At 62.9% G+C, this 14,687-nt stretch carries 12 protein-coding genes and 6 tRNA genes; 3 read left to right on the forward strand and 15 right to left on the reverse strand.

The genetic code is table 11. The features are described from left to right. Positions 1 to 30: 30 nt before the first annotated feature. A complete protein-coding gene (locus PRtIB026_RS22020) occupies positions 31 to 1,422 on the reverse strand; it encodes a PLP-dependent aminotransferase family protein (RefSeq protein ID WP_203651555.1) in 1,392 nt (463 codons plus the stop codon). A 360-nt stretch (positions 1,423 to 1,782) separates the two neighbouring features. On the opposite strand from PRtIB026_RS22020, the gene PRtIB026_RS22025 reads away from it, so the two are divergent. Continuing rightward, positions 1,783 to 2,985, forward strand: coding sequence for a benzoate/H(+) symporter BenE family transporter (locus tag PRtIB026_RS22025; protein WP_203651553.1), 1,203 nt, complete (start codon positions 1,783 to 1,785; stop codon positions 2,983 to 2,985). 23 nt (positions 2,986 to 3,008) lie between these two features. Here PRtIB026_RS22025 and PRtIB026_RS22030 read toward each other — a convergent pair. Together PRtIB026_RS22030 and phnN are read right to left on the reverse strand one after the other, a co-directional pair. Further along, positions 3,009 to 3,085 (reverse strand) — tRNA-Arg (locus tag PRtIB026_RS22030). 74 nt (positions 3,086 to 3,159) lie between these two features. Next, complete coding sequence (gene phnN, locus PRtIB026_RS22035; protein WP_267812956.1) at positions 3,160 to 3,783, reverse strand: phosphonate metabolism protein/1,5-bisphosphokinase (PRPP-forming) PhnN; 624 nt, start codon at positions 3,781 to 3,783, stop codon at positions 3,160 to 3,162. 109 nt (positions 3,784 to 3,892) lie between these two features. Between phnN and PRtIB026_RS22040 the strand changes: the two genes are divergently transcribed. Further along, entirely contained in the window at positions 3,893 to 4,042 is a 150-nt protein-coding gene (locus PRtIB026_RS22040) for a hypothetical protein (RefSeq protein WP_232857539.1), read from the forward strand. 87 nt (positions 4,043 to 4,129) lie between these two features. Beyond that, positions 4,130 to 4,456: an Arc family DNA-binding protein gene (locus PRtIB026_RS22045; protein WP_003254499.1), complete on the forward strand. Its 327-nt coding sequence runs from the start codon at positions 4,130 to 4,132 to the stop codon at positions 4,454 to 4,456. 244 nt (positions 4,457 to 4,700) lie between these two features. On the opposite strand, the gene mgtE is transcribed toward PRtIB026_RS22045, so the two are convergent. From mgtE to astB, 12 genes are all read right to left on the reverse strand, one after another. Further along, complete coding sequence (gene mgtE, locus PRtIB026_RS22050) at positions 4,701 to 6,143, reverse strand: magnesium transporter (protein ID WP_110738608.1); 1,443 nt, start codon at positions 6,141 to 6,143, stop codon at positions 4,701 to 4,703. Between the two features lie 399 nt (positions 6,144 to 6,542). After that, positions 6,543 to 6,619: transfer RNA gene (locus tag PRtIB026_RS22055), tRNA-Arg, on the reverse strand. Positions 6,620 to 6,690: 71 nt separating this feature from the next. Beyond that, positions 6,691 to 6,767, reverse strand: a tRNA-Arg gene (locus tag PRtIB026_RS22060). Between the two features lie 72 nt (positions 6,768 to 6,839). Continuing rightward, positions 6,840 to 6,916 (reverse strand) — tRNA-Arg (locus PRtIB026_RS22065). A 70-nt stretch (positions 6,917 to 6,986) separates the two neighbouring features. Continuing rightward, positions 6,987 to 7,063, reverse strand: a tRNA-Arg gene (locus PRtIB026_RS22070). A gap of 48 nt (positions 7,064 to 7,111) precedes the next feature. Next, a tRNA-Ser gene (locus PRtIB026_RS22075) sits at positions 7,112 to 7,202 on the reverse strand. A 72-nt stretch (positions 7,203 to 7,274) separates the two neighbouring features. Further along, positions 7,275 to 7,463 carry a carbon storage regulator CsrA gene (gene csrA, locus PRtIB026_RS22080; protein ID WP_003254503.1) on the reverse strand — a complete coding sequence of 63 codons (189 nt, stop codon included), beginning with the start codon at positions 7,461 to 7,463 and terminating at the stop codon, positions 7,275 to 7,277. Between the two features lie 168 nt (positions 7,464 to 7,631). Then, complete coding sequence (locus tag PRtIB026_RS22085; RefSeq protein WP_028691060.1) at positions 7,632 to 8,867, reverse strand: aspartate kinase; 1,236 nt, start codon at positions 8,865 to 8,867, stop codon at positions 7,632 to 7,634. Between the two features lie 83 nt (positions 8,868 to 8,950). Beyond that, positions 8,951 to 11,575 carry an alanine--tRNA ligase gene (gene alaS / locus PRtIB026_RS22090; protein WP_203651551.1) on the reverse strand — a complete coding sequence of 875 codons (2,625 nt, stop codon included), beginning with the start codon at positions 11,573 to 11,575 and terminating at the stop codon, positions 8,951 to 8,953. 423 nt (positions 11,576 to 11,998) lie between these two features. Then, a complete protein-coding gene (astE, locus tag PRtIB026_RS22095; RefSeq protein ID WP_203651549.1) occupies positions 11,999 to 13,006 on the reverse strand; it encodes a succinylglutamate desuccinylase in 1,008 nt (335 codons plus the stop codon). Between the two features lie 10 nt (positions 13,007 to 13,016). Then, positions 13,017 to 13,307: a hypothetical protein gene (locus PRtIB026_RS22100; RefSeq protein WP_011534960.1), complete on the reverse strand. Its 291-nt coding sequence runs from the start codon at positions 13,305 to 13,307 to the stop codon at positions 13,017 to 13,019. 15 nt (positions 13,308 to 13,322) lie between these two features. Further along, positions 13,323 to 14,672 (reverse strand): N-succinylarginine dihydrolase, encoded by a 1,350-nt coding sequence (astB, locus tag PRtIB026_RS22105; RefSeq protein ID WP_203651547.1) that lies wholly within the window; start codon positions 14,670 to 14,672, stop codon positions 13,323 to 13,325. Positions 14,673 to 14,687: the final 15 nt, after the last annotated feature.

Genomic DNA, 14,687 nt, shown 5'->3' on the forward strand with positions numbered 1-14,687 from the left:
ACACCGCCAAGCTGTAGCCCTGAGCATCCGTCAGTAAAAGCGCTGCGGATCCCCTGACTCAAGCAGGCTGGCCAACTGGGTCAGGGCGAAGCGCAACTCCTCCCGACTGGTCGGCGCCATCAGCACGACCCGCACGCCACGTGGATCGCCCGTGCGCTCCACCTGGAACTGGCTGGCGCTCATGACCACCACGCCATTGGCCCGCGCCAGCAGGGCGAACTCGTCGCTGCGCCACGGCTCGGGCAGGTTGAGCCAAAGGTGATAGCAGTGCGACTGGCTCTGCAGCGACGCACTGCCGAAGACTTCACGGGCGATGGCCTGACGTGCCGCCGCCTCGGCGCGGTGCATGCGGATCAACTGGCTGTCCAACCCTTCGCCGATCACATGGCTGGCCAATTGCGCGGTCAATGGCGAAGGCATCCACACCGTGCTGCGCACCATGGCGGTCAGGCGCGACAGCAGCTTCGGCGGGCTGTACAGGTAGCCGATGCGCAGCGCCGGCATGACCGACTTGGACAGGCTGGTGAGGTAGATCGAACGCTCCGGGGCGAAGGTCGCCAGCGGCCGGGTCTGCGGGTCGGTGGCAAGGAAGCCGTAGATGTCATCGTCCAGCAGCAGGAAGTCGAACTCCTCCGCCAACGCCGCGATCTGGGCGCGCCGCTCGTTGGACATGATTGCCGTGGTCGGGTTCTGGCAGGTCGCCACGCACACCAGCATGGCGGGCCGCTCTCGCTGGCAGATCTCGCGCAAGGCCTCGGGGATGATGCCCTGCTCGTCCATCGGCACGCCACGCAGACGGCGGCCCAGGCCATGGGCCACGGAAATGATGCCCGGATAGCACAGCGACTCGCACAGTATCAGGTCGCCCGCCCCGGTCAGGGCGCTGATCGCCACCATCAGCCCATGCTGGGCACCGCTGGTGATGACCACCTGCTGCCACTGCGCACCCGGTAGCCACTGGCGCAACCATTGCGCGCCCGCCTCGCGATGCGCCGGATGGCCGCCGTCGGGGGCGTAGTCCAGCACCTGCTCCAGCCGTGAGGTATTGGCCAGCTCGGTCAAGGCGTTGCGCAACCAGTACTGCAGGGTTTCACCGTAGGGCTTGATGATCGACAGGTCGAGTACTTCGCTGCGGACCGCGGGGGCAGCACGGGCGGCAACGGGGGCCTCGTCCGTCTCGGCGATCCGGTCAAGGACGTAGGTGCCACGCCCCACCTCGCCCTGGGTCAAGCCACGGCGCGACGCCTCGGTATAGGCGCGGCTGATGGTGCCGGGCGTGACATCCAGCGCCTGCGCCAGTTCGCGCAGCGTCGGCAAGCGCTCGCCACGCCGCAGCGCGCCGCTGGCAATGTCATGCGCCAGCGCATCGGCGATGGACAGGTAGACAGGCTGATTGCTTTCGCTGATCCGTGGAACCCACATGAGACGGCTACCGGGCTGAAAATGATTGAAATTTGAACACACAGGCCGACTTGAGTCGATCCTCCGAGCGATTCAAGTTGTGCCTTCCTGCCATGAAATCACGGATGAAATTGTCCCTCTGTGGGAGCGGGCTTGCCCGCGAACACCGGCGGAGCCGGTGCCATCCACCGCGCCGAATGCTTCGCGGGTAAACCCGCTCCCACAGGTACTCACTGAATCAACAAGTTACAGCTTGCACCAGGAGGAGTGAACGTGCCCGCGATGGGCTGGAGAGCAGCCCCACTTGAATTCAGGTCTCGTTACCGTATAGATTCAATTTGAATCGACTCAATCGAATCAATTAACTCACCTGGACTCGCCATGGACAACCTCAGAAAGGATTTTTCTCTCTCCGCCCTGGTCGCCGGCCTGATCGCCGTGATCATCTCCTACGCAGGCCCCTTGATCATTGTGTTCCAGGCCGCCGACCAGGCAGGTCTGGACAACGCAGCGACCGCTTCGTGGATCTGGGCCATCTCCATCGGCAGCGGCCTGACCGGCCTGCTGCTGAGCTGGAAACTGCGGGTGCCGGTGATCATCGCCTGGTCCACGCCCGGCGCGGCGCTGCTGGTGTCGATGCTGCCGAGCGTGTCACTGGCCCAGGCGGTGGGCGCCTACATCGTTGCCTCGCTGCTGATTGCCGTGATCGCCCTGAGCGGCGCCTTCGACAAGCTGATGAATCGCCTGCCCAAGGCCATTGCCGCGGCGATGCTGGCCGGTATCCTGTTCCGCTTCGGCGCCGAACTGTTCAGCTCGATCCGCCTGCAGCCCCTGCTGGTACTGTCGATGCTGGCGAGCTACCTGCTGTTCAAGCGCCTGTCGCCGCGCTACGCGATTCTTTCGGTGCTGATCGTCGGTTGCGGCCTCGCCGCCGGCCTGGGCCAGCTGGACACCCAGGCCCTGGTGCTGGAAATGACCATCCCGACCTGGACCAGCCCGCAGTGGAGCTGGCAGGCCATCGTCAATATCGGCCTGCCCCTGGCCCTGGTATCGCTCACCGGCCAGTCGGTGCCCGGTATCGCCGTGCTGCGCACCTCCGGCTACCAGGTGCCGGCACGCCCGATCGTCTCGGTCACCGCCCTGGGTTCGCTGCTGCTGGCGCCGTTTGGCTGCCACGGCGTCAACCTGGCGGCGATCACCGCCGCCATCTGCACCGGCCGCGAGGCCCACGAGGACCCGGATAAACGCTATATCGCCGGCATGGCCTGTGGTGCCTTCTACCTGCTGATGGGCAGTTTTGGCGCCACCCTGGCCTCGGTGTTCGCCGCCCTGCCGAGGGAACTGATCGCCGCCCTCGCCGGCCTGGCACTGTTCGGTGCCATTGCCAACGGCCTGGCGGGCGCCATGAGTGACGAGAAACAGCGGGAGCCGGCGCTGATCACCTTCCTGGTCACCGCATCGGGCATGAGCCTGCTCGGTCTTGGCGCCGCGTTCTGGGGGCTGATCTTCGGGCTGGCGGCACACTTCGCCCTGAGCTACAGCCGCACGGCCCAACAGCCGCAGGCAAGCGTTCAGGTACGGTGAAGAAGACAAGGGGAATGGGGAAATGGCGTCCCAGGGCAGGTTCGAACTGCCAACCTTCCCCTTAGGAGGGGGATGCTCTATCCAATTGAGCTACTGAGACACTGAAGCCGACAACAGACGCTGTGCGGCGGGGACGGCGAGCATGTTAACCAGCGTGCAGGCATTTGTCATGTATCAATCGGGCGTTTTGCACGTCGGCTTTTTCCCCTGCGCGTCGGCGATCACGCCTTCGTTGCGCAATAGCGCGAGCAACGCCTCGACCGCACCGGCCAGCGAAGCGGAGTTGTCCACGACATGCACGCCGGGATCATACGCCTGCAACCTGAAGTTGCGGGCCAGGCGCTGCTCGATCTCTTCGTTGCTCTCCCGCCCCCTGGCCAGCAGACGCTGGCGCAGCGCACGCTGTGAAACGGTCAGCCCCACGGCCACCAGGTCGGGATAGCGCTGCCGGGCATTGGCCAGGTAGGCACGCGAACCATTGACCAGCACCGACCGACCCGCAGCGAGCCATGCGTCCAGCTGTACAGGAATGCCATAGCTCAAGCCGTTAGCCTGCCAGTCCAGGGCAAAGGCCCCCGCCTCGCGCATCGCCTCGAAGCGCTCGACGCTCACTCCGAGGGCAGCTTCGCCCTTGGCCTCGGCTGAGCGCGTGATGACCCGCCGGGCGACTTCGACACCTAGGGTGAACAATCGCTCACGCGCCGCATCGATCAGGGAATCTTTTCCCGAACCCGACGGTCCCATGAGGAATACAAGGCGCCCCCTTGAGGTTGCCCCACCGCTTGCGTCATATTGCATAGCCACTATGCTCAATGTATGGGAAACCAGCGTATTCCAGGATTTTCCCTAGGCCTTTACCGTCTTTTACCAGATTTTGACGGCATTTGTCTGACACCGGTGTAATTCGATGAATGTGAAACTTTTCAAACCAGTGCTCATTTCTGATAATTGGTACTGGCAAAAAGCCTTTATCGAGATCACTATTTGTCACAGAATTGACGCCAAGGAAACGGCGACCCTGAGGCAAGATGAAGAACCAAAATCACATCACGGTTGAACATTTTGTCGTCGCCGCGGTCGTACTTCCACCGTGCGGCCAATTTGCGAACCGCTCCCCCTGAACCAGAACAACCGGTCAATTTATATGCGCCCAATGAAACAGGCTATCTATTCGAGCCGCACCGCTGACAAGTTTGTCGTCCGCCTGCCAGACGGGATGCGTGAGCGCATTGCCGAGGTAGCGCGCAACCACCACCGCAGCATGAACTCCGAGATCATCGCCCGCCTGGAGCAGAGCCTTATCCAGGAAGGCGCCCTGGGTGATGAACTGAGCATGCGCCTGGACAGCCCAGAGCTCAGCCTCCACGAACGTGAACTGCTGCAGCGCTTCCGCCAACTGTCCCACCGCCAGCAGAATGCCCTGGTCGCCCTCATCGCTCACGATGTGGAAATGGCCGCCGACGCGTCCTGATCCAGGCAGCGACACCGCACACAAAAAAGCCAGCGCAAGCTGGCTTTTTTGCATCTGGTGATTGCAGGATGACGGCGGGGTCACACACGCCCCCCTGTAGGAGCGGCCTTGTGCCGCGAAAGGGTCGCATAGCGACCCCAGGATTTCAGCGTTGATGCAAAGATCGCCGGGGCCGCTTTGCGGCCCTTTCGCGGCGCAAGGCCGCTCCTACAGGGGGGGGGTGCGCATGGCCTGAACCCAACGCTTACAGCAGGAACAGCGTGGCCAGGCCGAGGAAGATAAAGAAGCCGCCACTGTCGGTGACCGCCGTAATCATCACACTCGACCCCATCGCCGGATCACGCCCCAGGCGCGTCAACGTCATCGGGATCAGCACGCCCATCAAGGCGGCCAGCAACAGGTTCAGGGTCATTGCCGCCGTCATCACCAGGCCCAGCGACCAGCTGCCATAGAGCCAGAACGCCACGACACCGATCACGCCACCCCAGATCAGGCCATTGAGCAGCGACACCGCAAGCTCCTTGCGCATCAGGCGGCTGGTATTGCCCGGCGACACCTGGTCGAGGGCCATGGCGCGCACGATCATGGTGATGGTCTGGTTGCCCGAGTTGCCGCCGATACCCGCCACGATCGGCATCAGCGCCGCCAGCGCCACCAGCTTTTCGATGGAGCCTTCGAACAGGCCGATCACCCGCGAGGCGACAAATGCGGTGATCAGGTTGATGGCAAGCCACGCCCAACGGTTGCGCAGCGAGCGCCAGACCGAGGCGAAGATGTCTTCCTCCTCGCGCAGACCGGCCATGTTGAGCACTTCGCTCTCGCTCTCTTCACGAATCAGGTCGACCATTTCATCGATGGTCAGACGGCCGATCAGCCGCTCGTTCTTGTCCACCACCGGGGCGGAAACCAGGTCGTAGCGCTCGAAGGCCTGGGCGGCGTCGTAGGCATCTTCCTCGGGGTGGAAGGTCACCGGGTCATTGGCCATGACCTCCGCGACTTTCTTGTCCGGGTCGTTGACCAGCAACCGCTTGATCGGCAGCACGCCCTTGAGAATGCCATCGTAATCGACGACGAACAGCTTGTCGGTATGCCCTGGCAGCTCCTTGAGCCGGCGCAGGTAGCGCAATACCACCTCGAGGCTGACGTCTTCGCGGATGGTGACCATCTCGAAGTCCATCAGCGCACCGACCTGCTCTTCGTCATAGCTCAGGGCCGAGCGCACACGCTCGCGCTGCTGGGCATCGAGGGTTTCCATGAGCTCGTGGACGACGTCGCGGGGCAGCTCCGGCGCCAGGTCGGCAAGTTCGTCGGCGTCCATTTCCTTGGCGGCGGCCAGCAACTCGTGATCGTCCATGTCGGCGATCAGGGTCTGGCGCACGGCGTCGGAGACTTCGAGCAGGATGTCGCCGTCGCGATCCGAGCGCACCAGCTGCCAGACCGTCAGGCGGTCGTCCAGCGGCAAGGCTTCGAGGATATAGGCGATGTCGGCGGGGTGCAGGTCGTCGAGCTTGCGCTGCAGTTCGACGAGGTTCTGGCGGTGGACGAGGTTTTCCACCAGGTCATGGTGGTGACCTTCCTGACGGTGCGTCAGGTCCTCGACCACCCGCTGGCGCTGCAGCAGCTCGATCACCTGGGCCAGGCGATCCTGCAGGCTGTCTTGGGCTTTCTTTACTTCGATTTCGGTCATAGGCGAACTCCACTCCCAGCAGCGGAGCACGCCGGGAGAATCAATCGGTCAGATCTGGCTGTATGAAGCGTGTTGGCGAGTAACTACTGGGTAAGTCCATGGTGGGATTCCACAAGCCCCGGCGGGGCTGACGGGCGCAATCATACACTGTGCAAGCTGTCGGATCGCTTAAATTTTTGGCCAGAACAATCGTTTGCGCGCTAAAGCTGTGACAACGCTCGAAGCCATGAGTGCGACGGTCGCTCTGGCGTGAAAAGCACATTCGTCTTGCGCTGGTTCGATTTGCGGCGCCTGGCCCCTTTCGGGAACATCTACAGAACAGCGTAGATGGACATCCGTGACAATTCAGCGCGCCAGAAAAACAAAAAGCCCGCTCTAACGAGCGGGCTTCTTGATGTGTGGCGGACTCAGCAGGATTCGAACCTGCGACCGCTCGGTTCGTAGCCGAGTACTCTATCCAGCTGAGCTATGAGTCCGTGGTGGTAGTTTTAGGCCAGATTACCACTGGCTTGTTGAAGTGCCTTTGCAAGCAAAACCACTTCAAAAGTGGCGGACTCAGCAGGATTCGAACCTGCGACCGCTCGGTTCGTAGCCGAGTACTCTATCCAGCTGAGCTATGAGTCCGTGGTTGGTAGTTTTAGGCCAGATTACCACTGGCTTGTTGAAGTGCCTTTGCAAGCAAAACCACTTCAAAAGTGGCGGACTCAGCAGGATTCGAACCTGCGACCGCTCGGTTCGTAGCCGAGTACTCTATCCAGCTGAGCTATGAGTCCGTGGGGTAGTTTTAGACCAGATTACCACTGGTGGATTGAAGCAGCCTTGCAGGCAAAGCCACTTCAAAAGTGGCGGACTCAGGAGGATTCGAACCTCCGACCGCTCGGTTCGTAGCCGAGTACTCTATCCAGCTGAGCTATGAGTCCGTGTCTTGCTGTGCCATTCGGATCGCTTTAAGCGCTCCAGGCAAATAATGGCGGTGAAGGGGGGATTCGAACCCCCGATACCCTTATGAGGTATACTCCCTTAGCAGGGGAGCGCCTTCGGCCACTCGGCCACCTCACCGCAACACGAGGCGAATATTAAACACACCCTTCCTCGTTTGCAACCCTTTTTTTGAAAAAAACTTCAAAAAAATTAAAGGCTTGGCTCCTCGTCCTTCTCTTTCTTGATCCGCAGGTAGATTTCCTCGCGGTGAACAGCCACTTCCTTGGGCGCGCTAACGCCAATACGCACCTGGTTGCCTTTGACACCCAGGACCGTCACGGTGATCTCACCGTCACCAATGATCAGGCTCTCGGCGCACCGACGAGTCAGAATCAGCATAGTTTTCTCCTCACATGAATCTTCAGGGACAACAGTCTTTGAAAAGCAGGGCCTGGCCGGGGACGACGGCACTGGCCCGGATCGACCACCACGGCTGCCTGGACAGGGACAGCCGCAGCGGCCAGAAACGCGAAGGGCGCGGCAAGCCGCGCCCCTCCAGGCAGCGTGTCACTCACCCTGTCGGGCAGGCGCATCGAGTTCGAACGCGGTGTGCAGCGCGCGTACGGCCAGCTCCAGGTACTTCTCTTCGATCACTACCGAGACCTTGATCTCGGAGGTGGAGATCATCTGGATGTTGATGCTCTCCTTGGCCAGGGCCTCGAACATGCGGCTGGCAACGCCCGCGTGGGAGCGCATGCCGACGCCGACGATCGACACCTTGGCGATCTTGGTGTCGCCGATCACTTCACGCGCGCCGATTTCGCGGGCGGTGTTCTCCAGCACGCTCAGCGCCTTCTCGTACTCGTTGCGGTGCACGGTGAAGGTGAAGTCGGTGGTGTTATCGTGCGAGACGTTCTGCACGATCATATCGACTTCGATGTTGGCGGCGCTGATCGGGCCGAGGATCTTGAAGGCGACGCCTGGGGTATCCGGGACGCCACGAATGGTCAGCTTGGCCTCATCACGGTTGAAGGCGATACCGGAAATGATCGGCTGTTCCATGGATTCCTCTTCATCAATGGTAATGAGGGTACCCGGACCCTCCTTGAAGCTGTGCAGCACGCGCAGCGGGACGTTGTACTTGCCGGCGAACTCCACCGAGCGGATCTGCAGCACCTTGGAGCCGAGGCTGGCCATTTCCAGCATCTCCTCGAAGGTGATCTTCTCCAGGCGCTGGGCCTGGGGCACGACACGCGGGTCGGTGGTGTAGACGCCATCGACATCGGTGTAGATCTGGCACTCGTCGGCCTTCAGTGCCGCCGCCAGGGCCACGCCGGTGGTGTCGGAGCCGCCACGGCCGAGGGTGGTGATGTTGCCGTGCTCGTCGACGCCCTGGAAACCGGCGACCACCACGACACGGCCGGCCTTGAGGTCGGCGCGGATCTTCTGGTCGTCGATCTGCAGGATGCGCGCCTTGTTGTGCGCGCTGTCGGTGAGGATGCGCACCTGGTTGCCGGTGTAGGACACCGCCGGCACGCCGCGCTTCATCAGGGCCATGGACAACAGGGCGATGGTGACCTGCTCGCCGGTCGAGACGATCACGTCCAGCTCGCGGGGTTCGGGCTTGTCGGTGATCTGCTTCGCCAGGTCGATCAGGCGATTGGTTTCACCGCTCATCGCCGACAGCACAACCACCAGGTCGGTGCCTTGCTCGCGGAATTTCTTGACCTTGTCGGCAACCTGCTCGATCCGCTCGATGGAACCGACAGAGGTACCGCCAAATTTCTGTACGATCAACGCCATTTCAAAGGTGCCTCAGCCCTCAAGGGCCCCAAAAAACAATCCAACATGGCGGGGACGCCGACTAGACCGGCGCCCCCTCCATCTCAAAGTCCCTGCTCGGCGAACGGCACGGCCAGGGCCAGCGCCTGGTCCAGCGCGGCGACGTCGACGCCACCGCCCTGGGCCATGTCAGGACGACCGCCGCCCTTGCCACCGACCGCCGCAGCAGCTTGTTTCATCAGGTCGCCAGCCTTGAGTTGGCTGGAGAGGTCCTTGGTCACGCCAGCCACCAGCACGACCTTGCCCTCATGCTCGCTGCCCAGCAGGATCACTGCGTGGCCGAGCTTGTTCTTCAGTTGATCGACGAGCGCCAGCAGCGCCTTGCCATCCTGCCCATCCAGGCGGGCGGCGAGGACCTTGGCACCCTTGACCTCAACGGCCGCGTTGGAGAGATCATCCCCGGCGGCGCTGGCGGCCTTGGCCTGCAGCTGCTCGAGCTGCTTTTCCAGCTGGCGGTTGCGCTCGAGCACAGCCGACAACTTGTCGATCAGGTTGTCGCGATTGCCCTTGACCAGCTGCGCGGCTTCCTTGACCTGCTCTTCGGCAGTGTTCAGGTAGGCCAGCGCGGCGGCGCCGGTGATCGCTTCGATACGGCGCACGCCAGAGGCCACACCGCCTTCGCTGATGATCTTGAACAGACTGATGTCGCCGGTGCGCTTGGCATGGATGCCGCCGCACAGCTCGACGGAGAAGTCACCGCCCATGCTCAGCACGCGCACGGTGTCGCCATACTTCTCACCGAACAGCGCCATGGCGCCCTTGGCCTTGGCGGTCTCGATGTCGGTCAGCTCGGTCTGTACCTCGGTGTTGCGACGCACTTCGCGGTTGACGATGTCTTCCAGGGCCTTGATCTGCGCAGGCGTAACCGCCTCGAAGTGGCTGAAGTCGAAACGCAGGCGCTGGCTGTCGACCAGCGAGCCCTTCTGCTGCACGTGCTCGCCCAGCACCTGGCGCAAGGCTTCGTGCAGCAGGTGGGTGGCGGAGTGGTTCAGCGAGGTGGCGTGCTGCACCTCGGCATCGACGCGGGCATCAACTGCGGCACCGACAGTCAGCGCGCCGCTGGTGACCACGCCGTGGTGCAGGAAGGCACCACCGGTCTTGGTGGTGTCGCGCACGTCGAAGCGCACCGCGCCGGCCTGCAGGTAGCCGCAATCACCGACCTGGCCGCCGGACTCGGCGTAGAACGGGGTGCGGTCGAGGACCACGACGCCCTCCTCGCCTTCAGCCAGTTGCTCGACGGCCTGGCCGTCCTTGTACAGGGCGATGACCTTGCCCTGACCTTCGGTGGCGTCATAGCCGAGGAAGTCGGTGGCGGTGTCGACCTTGACCAGGCTGTTGTAGTCCATGCCGAAGGCGCTGGCGGAGCGGGCACGCTCACGCTGGGCTTCCATCTCGCGCTCGAAGCCGGCTTCATCGATGGTCAGCTCGCGCTCGCGGGCGATGTCGGCGGTCAGGTCCATGGGGAAGCCGTAGGTGTCGTACAGCTTGAACACCACGTCGCCCGGCACGACCTGGCCCTGCAGTTGGGCCAGGTCCTGCTCGAGGATGCGCAGGCCCTGCTCGAGGGTCTTGGCGAACTGCTCTTCCTCGGTCTTGAGCACGCGTTCGATGTGCGCCTGCTGGCTCTTGAGCTCGGGGAAGGCTTCGCCCATCTCGGCCACCAGCGCGGCGACGATCTTGTGGAAGAAGCTGCCCTTGGCGCCCAGTTTGTTGCCGTGGCGGCAGGCGCGACGAATGATGCGGCGCAGCACGTAACCGCGGCCTTCGTTGGACGGCAGCACGCCGTCGGCGATCAGGAAGCCGCAGGAACGGATGTGGTCGGCGACCACTTTCAGCGACGGCTGGTCGTCATTGGCGCAACCGATGGCATTGGCGGCAGCGGCCAGCAGGCTCTGGAACAGGTCGATCTCGTAGTTCGAGTGCACATGCTGCATCACCGCACTGATGCGCTCCAGGCCCATGCCGGTATCCACCGACGGCGCCGGCAGCGGGTGCAGGACGCCATCGGCGGTGCGGTTGAACTGCATGAAGACGTTGTTCCAGATCTCGATGTAGCGATCGCCGTCTTCTTCCGGCGAGCCGGGTGGGCCGCCCCAGATGTCGGCGCCGTGGTCGTAGAAGATCTCGGTGCACGGGCCACACGGACCGGTGTCGCCCATGGTCCAGAAGTTGTCGGAGGCGTACGGGGCGCCCTTGTTGTCACCGATGCGCACCATGCGCTCGGCCGGCACGCCGACTTCCTTGGTCCAGATGTCGTAGGCCTCGTCGTCGCTGGCGTAGACGGTGACCCACAGTTTTTCCTTCGGCAGGTTCAGCCACTTGTCCGAAGTCAGGAAGGTCCAGGCGAAGGTGATGGCATCGCGCTTGAAATAGTCGCCGAAGCTGAAGTTGCCCAGCATCTCGAAGAAGGTATGGTGACGGGCGGTGTAGCCGACGTTTTCCAGGTCGTTGTGCTTGCCACCGGCGCGTACGCACTTCTGGCTGCTCACGGCGCGGGTATAGGCGCGCTTTTCCTGGCCGAGGAAGCAGTCCTTGAACTGGTTCATGCCGGCGTTGGTGAACAGCAGGGTCGGGTCATTGCCCGGGATCAGGGAGCTGGAGGCAACGCGAGTATGTCCCTGCTCTTCGAAGAAGCGGAGGAAGGCTTCACGGATTTCTGCGCTTTTCATAGGTTCTTCCACGGAAACGGCGGCCACACGTCGAATCGACGAAACGACGGCAAAGGGCCGCATTATATCGGTCCTGCAGTCTCGGTGCAGTGTGTTTATGCGATAGAAACCGTCGATTGGACGGTTTGTCGGACTACAGCAATTGAAAACGGCATGACCGCGATGCTAAAGCCAGCGTTTCGCTACTGGCAAGCCAATTACGGTCCCGGGACGGGGAAAATTAACAGGTTGGTGAATTAAAAGAATTTCATCACCAAAGGGATCCAAAACCGGCCAAGCGCTGAGCGTTCCTGTAGGAGCGGCCTTGTGCCGCGAAAGGGCTGCAAAGCAGCCCCAGGATCTCAGCAACAAAGCAGATATTGCCGGGGCCGCTTTGCGACCCTTTCGCGGCACAAGGCCGCTCCTACAGGGATCGCGCAAGGCTTAAGCCAGCCGTTGGCCCGAGTCGGGCACGATCAGGATGCCGGCGCGCAGCCCGTTCTTCACCTTGGGGTTGGGGAAGATGATTCGCGCGCCCTCCTCCTCCACCACCCAGCGCGTCTCGGCCAGGTCTTCGGCCAGCAGGTAGCCCTTGCTGAGCTCGGAGAAATTCTCGATGTCCGCCGGCAGGTGCAGGTGGAAGCTGTCGCTGTGCTTGATGATCTCGCGGGCGACGCTGAACAGCTTGAGGCCATCCAGGGACTGCTCGGTTTCCGGCTCGGTGCCTTCGATGAGCTGAATCAGGCGTTTCTTGAGCCTGTCGAGGTTGACCTCTGCGTTCTCCCCAAAGGGACGAGCCTTGCCAAGCTCCAAGGTGAAGGCTTCGGCATCGAGCTGCTCGTAGGTGAACGCGCTGAAGGTGATCGACGACTTGCTCTGCAGCAGGACCGCCTCCATGCCGGCCGCCGCCAGACGAGCCAGCTCGCGACGGGAGTGTCGGCGACCTTCTTTGTAGGGGTACAGCGCGAACTGTTCGATCTTCGATCCGCGAATGGCGGTATGCAGGTCGTAATGCAGGCGGGTGCGCTCAGGCTTGCTGAAGAACACCCGGGCGAACTGCTCGAGCTCGGCGGCGCGCAGCGCCTCGAAGCCGCTGGAGAGTTCGTGGCGGCCATTGAACAGGCGGTTGATGTCCTGCTCGATGAAGCGCTCGCCCTTGCGGATCGCCGCCGGGTTGCCGAACAGGAACAGCACCCGCGCACGCGGCTTGATCTTGCCGCTGGCCACACCGTGCAGCAGCCTTTCGAGCAGCTCGATCGGCGCCGTCTCGTTGCCGTGGATACCGGCCGACAGCAGCAGGTCAAGCCCGCAATCCTCACCTTCGGGGGGACGCACTTCCAGCGCGCCCTCCCCCAGCCAGCGCAAACGCACGCCCCCGGTGGTCACTTGGGTCTTCTCGGCCGGTTCGTGATCGGTCAGGGTCAGCTCAAGCAGTTTGCCGAGGGCGAGCATAGGCGCTTCCTTAGTGGTGGTGGCCGCAGTCCGGGCCGTGGACGTGGTCGTCGTCACCGGCGACGTCGGCCGGTTCCATTTCCAGTTGCAGGCTGACCAGGTTGGTGGCCATCGGGCGCAGCAGCAGGTTGGCGTACTCGGTGTCGTCTTCCTCGACATCGACGCCGATCAGCAGCTGGCCGCGGCCGTCCTGCTGGATCCACACTTCCTTGCCTTGCCAGACCACGGCAAAACGGGTGCACGAGGTTTCCAGCTGGGTGCCGTCTTCATCTTCCAGGATCAGGCGCAGGGCGTCGGACATTGCAATTTCTCTCTATCAAAGTTGGCGTTGGAACGGATACACCGAGCCCAACTTGAGGATCTGGGTCAGGTCATCCAGGGCCGTGCGGCATTCCACCAGCAGCTGCGGGTCGGCCAGGTCCGCTTCGCCGAGGCGATCGCGGTAGTGCTTGTCGACCCACTGCACCAGGGTGTCGTACAGCGAGGCGGTCATGATAACGCCTGGATTGACCGCCGCCAGTTCGTTTTCCTTCAATGCCACGCGCAGACGCAGGCAAGCCGGGCCGCCACCGTTCTGCATGCTCTGCTTGAGGTCGAACACCTTGACCTCCTTCACCGGGCCGCCCTGGCTGGTCAGCTGGCTCAGATAAGCCCAGACGCGCTCGTTGTTGCGGCACTCCTCCGGCACCACCAGCAGCATCGAACCGTCTTCGCGGCTGAGCAGCTGGCTGTTGAACAGGTAGGAACGCACCGCGTCCTCCACCGTCACCGCCGCGCGCGGCACGCAGATACCCTGGAAGTTGCCGCCCTTGCTGGCCAGTTTAGCCTGCAGCTGGCCGAGCACGGCGTCGGTCTCGAGGAACGCGTCCTCGTGGTAGAACAGCACCTCGCCGTTGCCCACCGAAATCACGTCGTTGTGGAACACGCCCTGATCGATCACCGCCGGATTCTGTTGAGCGTAGACCACGCCTTCATCGCTCAGCCCGTGCAGGCGAGCGACGGCCTGGGAGGCTTCCAGGGTCTGTCGCGCCGGATACTTCTGCGGCGCGGGATAGCGGCTGTCGAAGGCGCTGCGGCCATAGACGAAGAACTCGACGCCGGCCTCGCCATAGGCGCGGCAGAAGCGGGTGTGGTTGGCCGCGCCTTCGTCGCCGAACTGGGCAACCGCCGGCAGCGCCTCATGGTGGGCGAAGACCTTGTCATCGCTGAACATGGCGCCCAGCACGCGGCTGGTGGTCGGGTGCTCGATGCTGCGGTGGTACTTGCAGTTGAGGTTGGCGGCGGTGAAATGCACGCGGCCATCGGAGGTATCGGCGCTGGGGCTGACGGTGGCGGCGTTGGCCACCCACATGCTCGAGGCCGAGCAACTGGCGACCAGCAGCGGCATTGCGTCTTTGGCCGCACGCTGGATCACTTCGGCATCGCTGCCGGTGAAGCCCAGGCGACGCAGCGCGGCCACGTCCGGACGCTCCTGCGGGGCCAGCACGCCCTGCTGGAAGCCCATTTCCATCAGCGCCTTCATCTTCGCCAGGCCCTGGCGCGCCGCCTCGCGCGGGTTGGAACCCTGCTGGCTGTTGCTCTGCGAGGCCACGTTGCCGTACGACAAGCCGCCGTAGTTGTGGGTCGGCCCCACCAGGCCATCAAAATTCACTTCAAAGGATTTCATCGGCAAGGCTCCGAG

It is taken from the genome of Pseudomonas sp. RtIB026, from assembly GCF_016861355.2.
Lineage (GTDB): Bacteria > Pseudomonadota > Gammaproteobacteria > Pseudomonadales > Pseudomonadaceae > Aquipseudomonas > Aquipseudomonas peradeniyensis.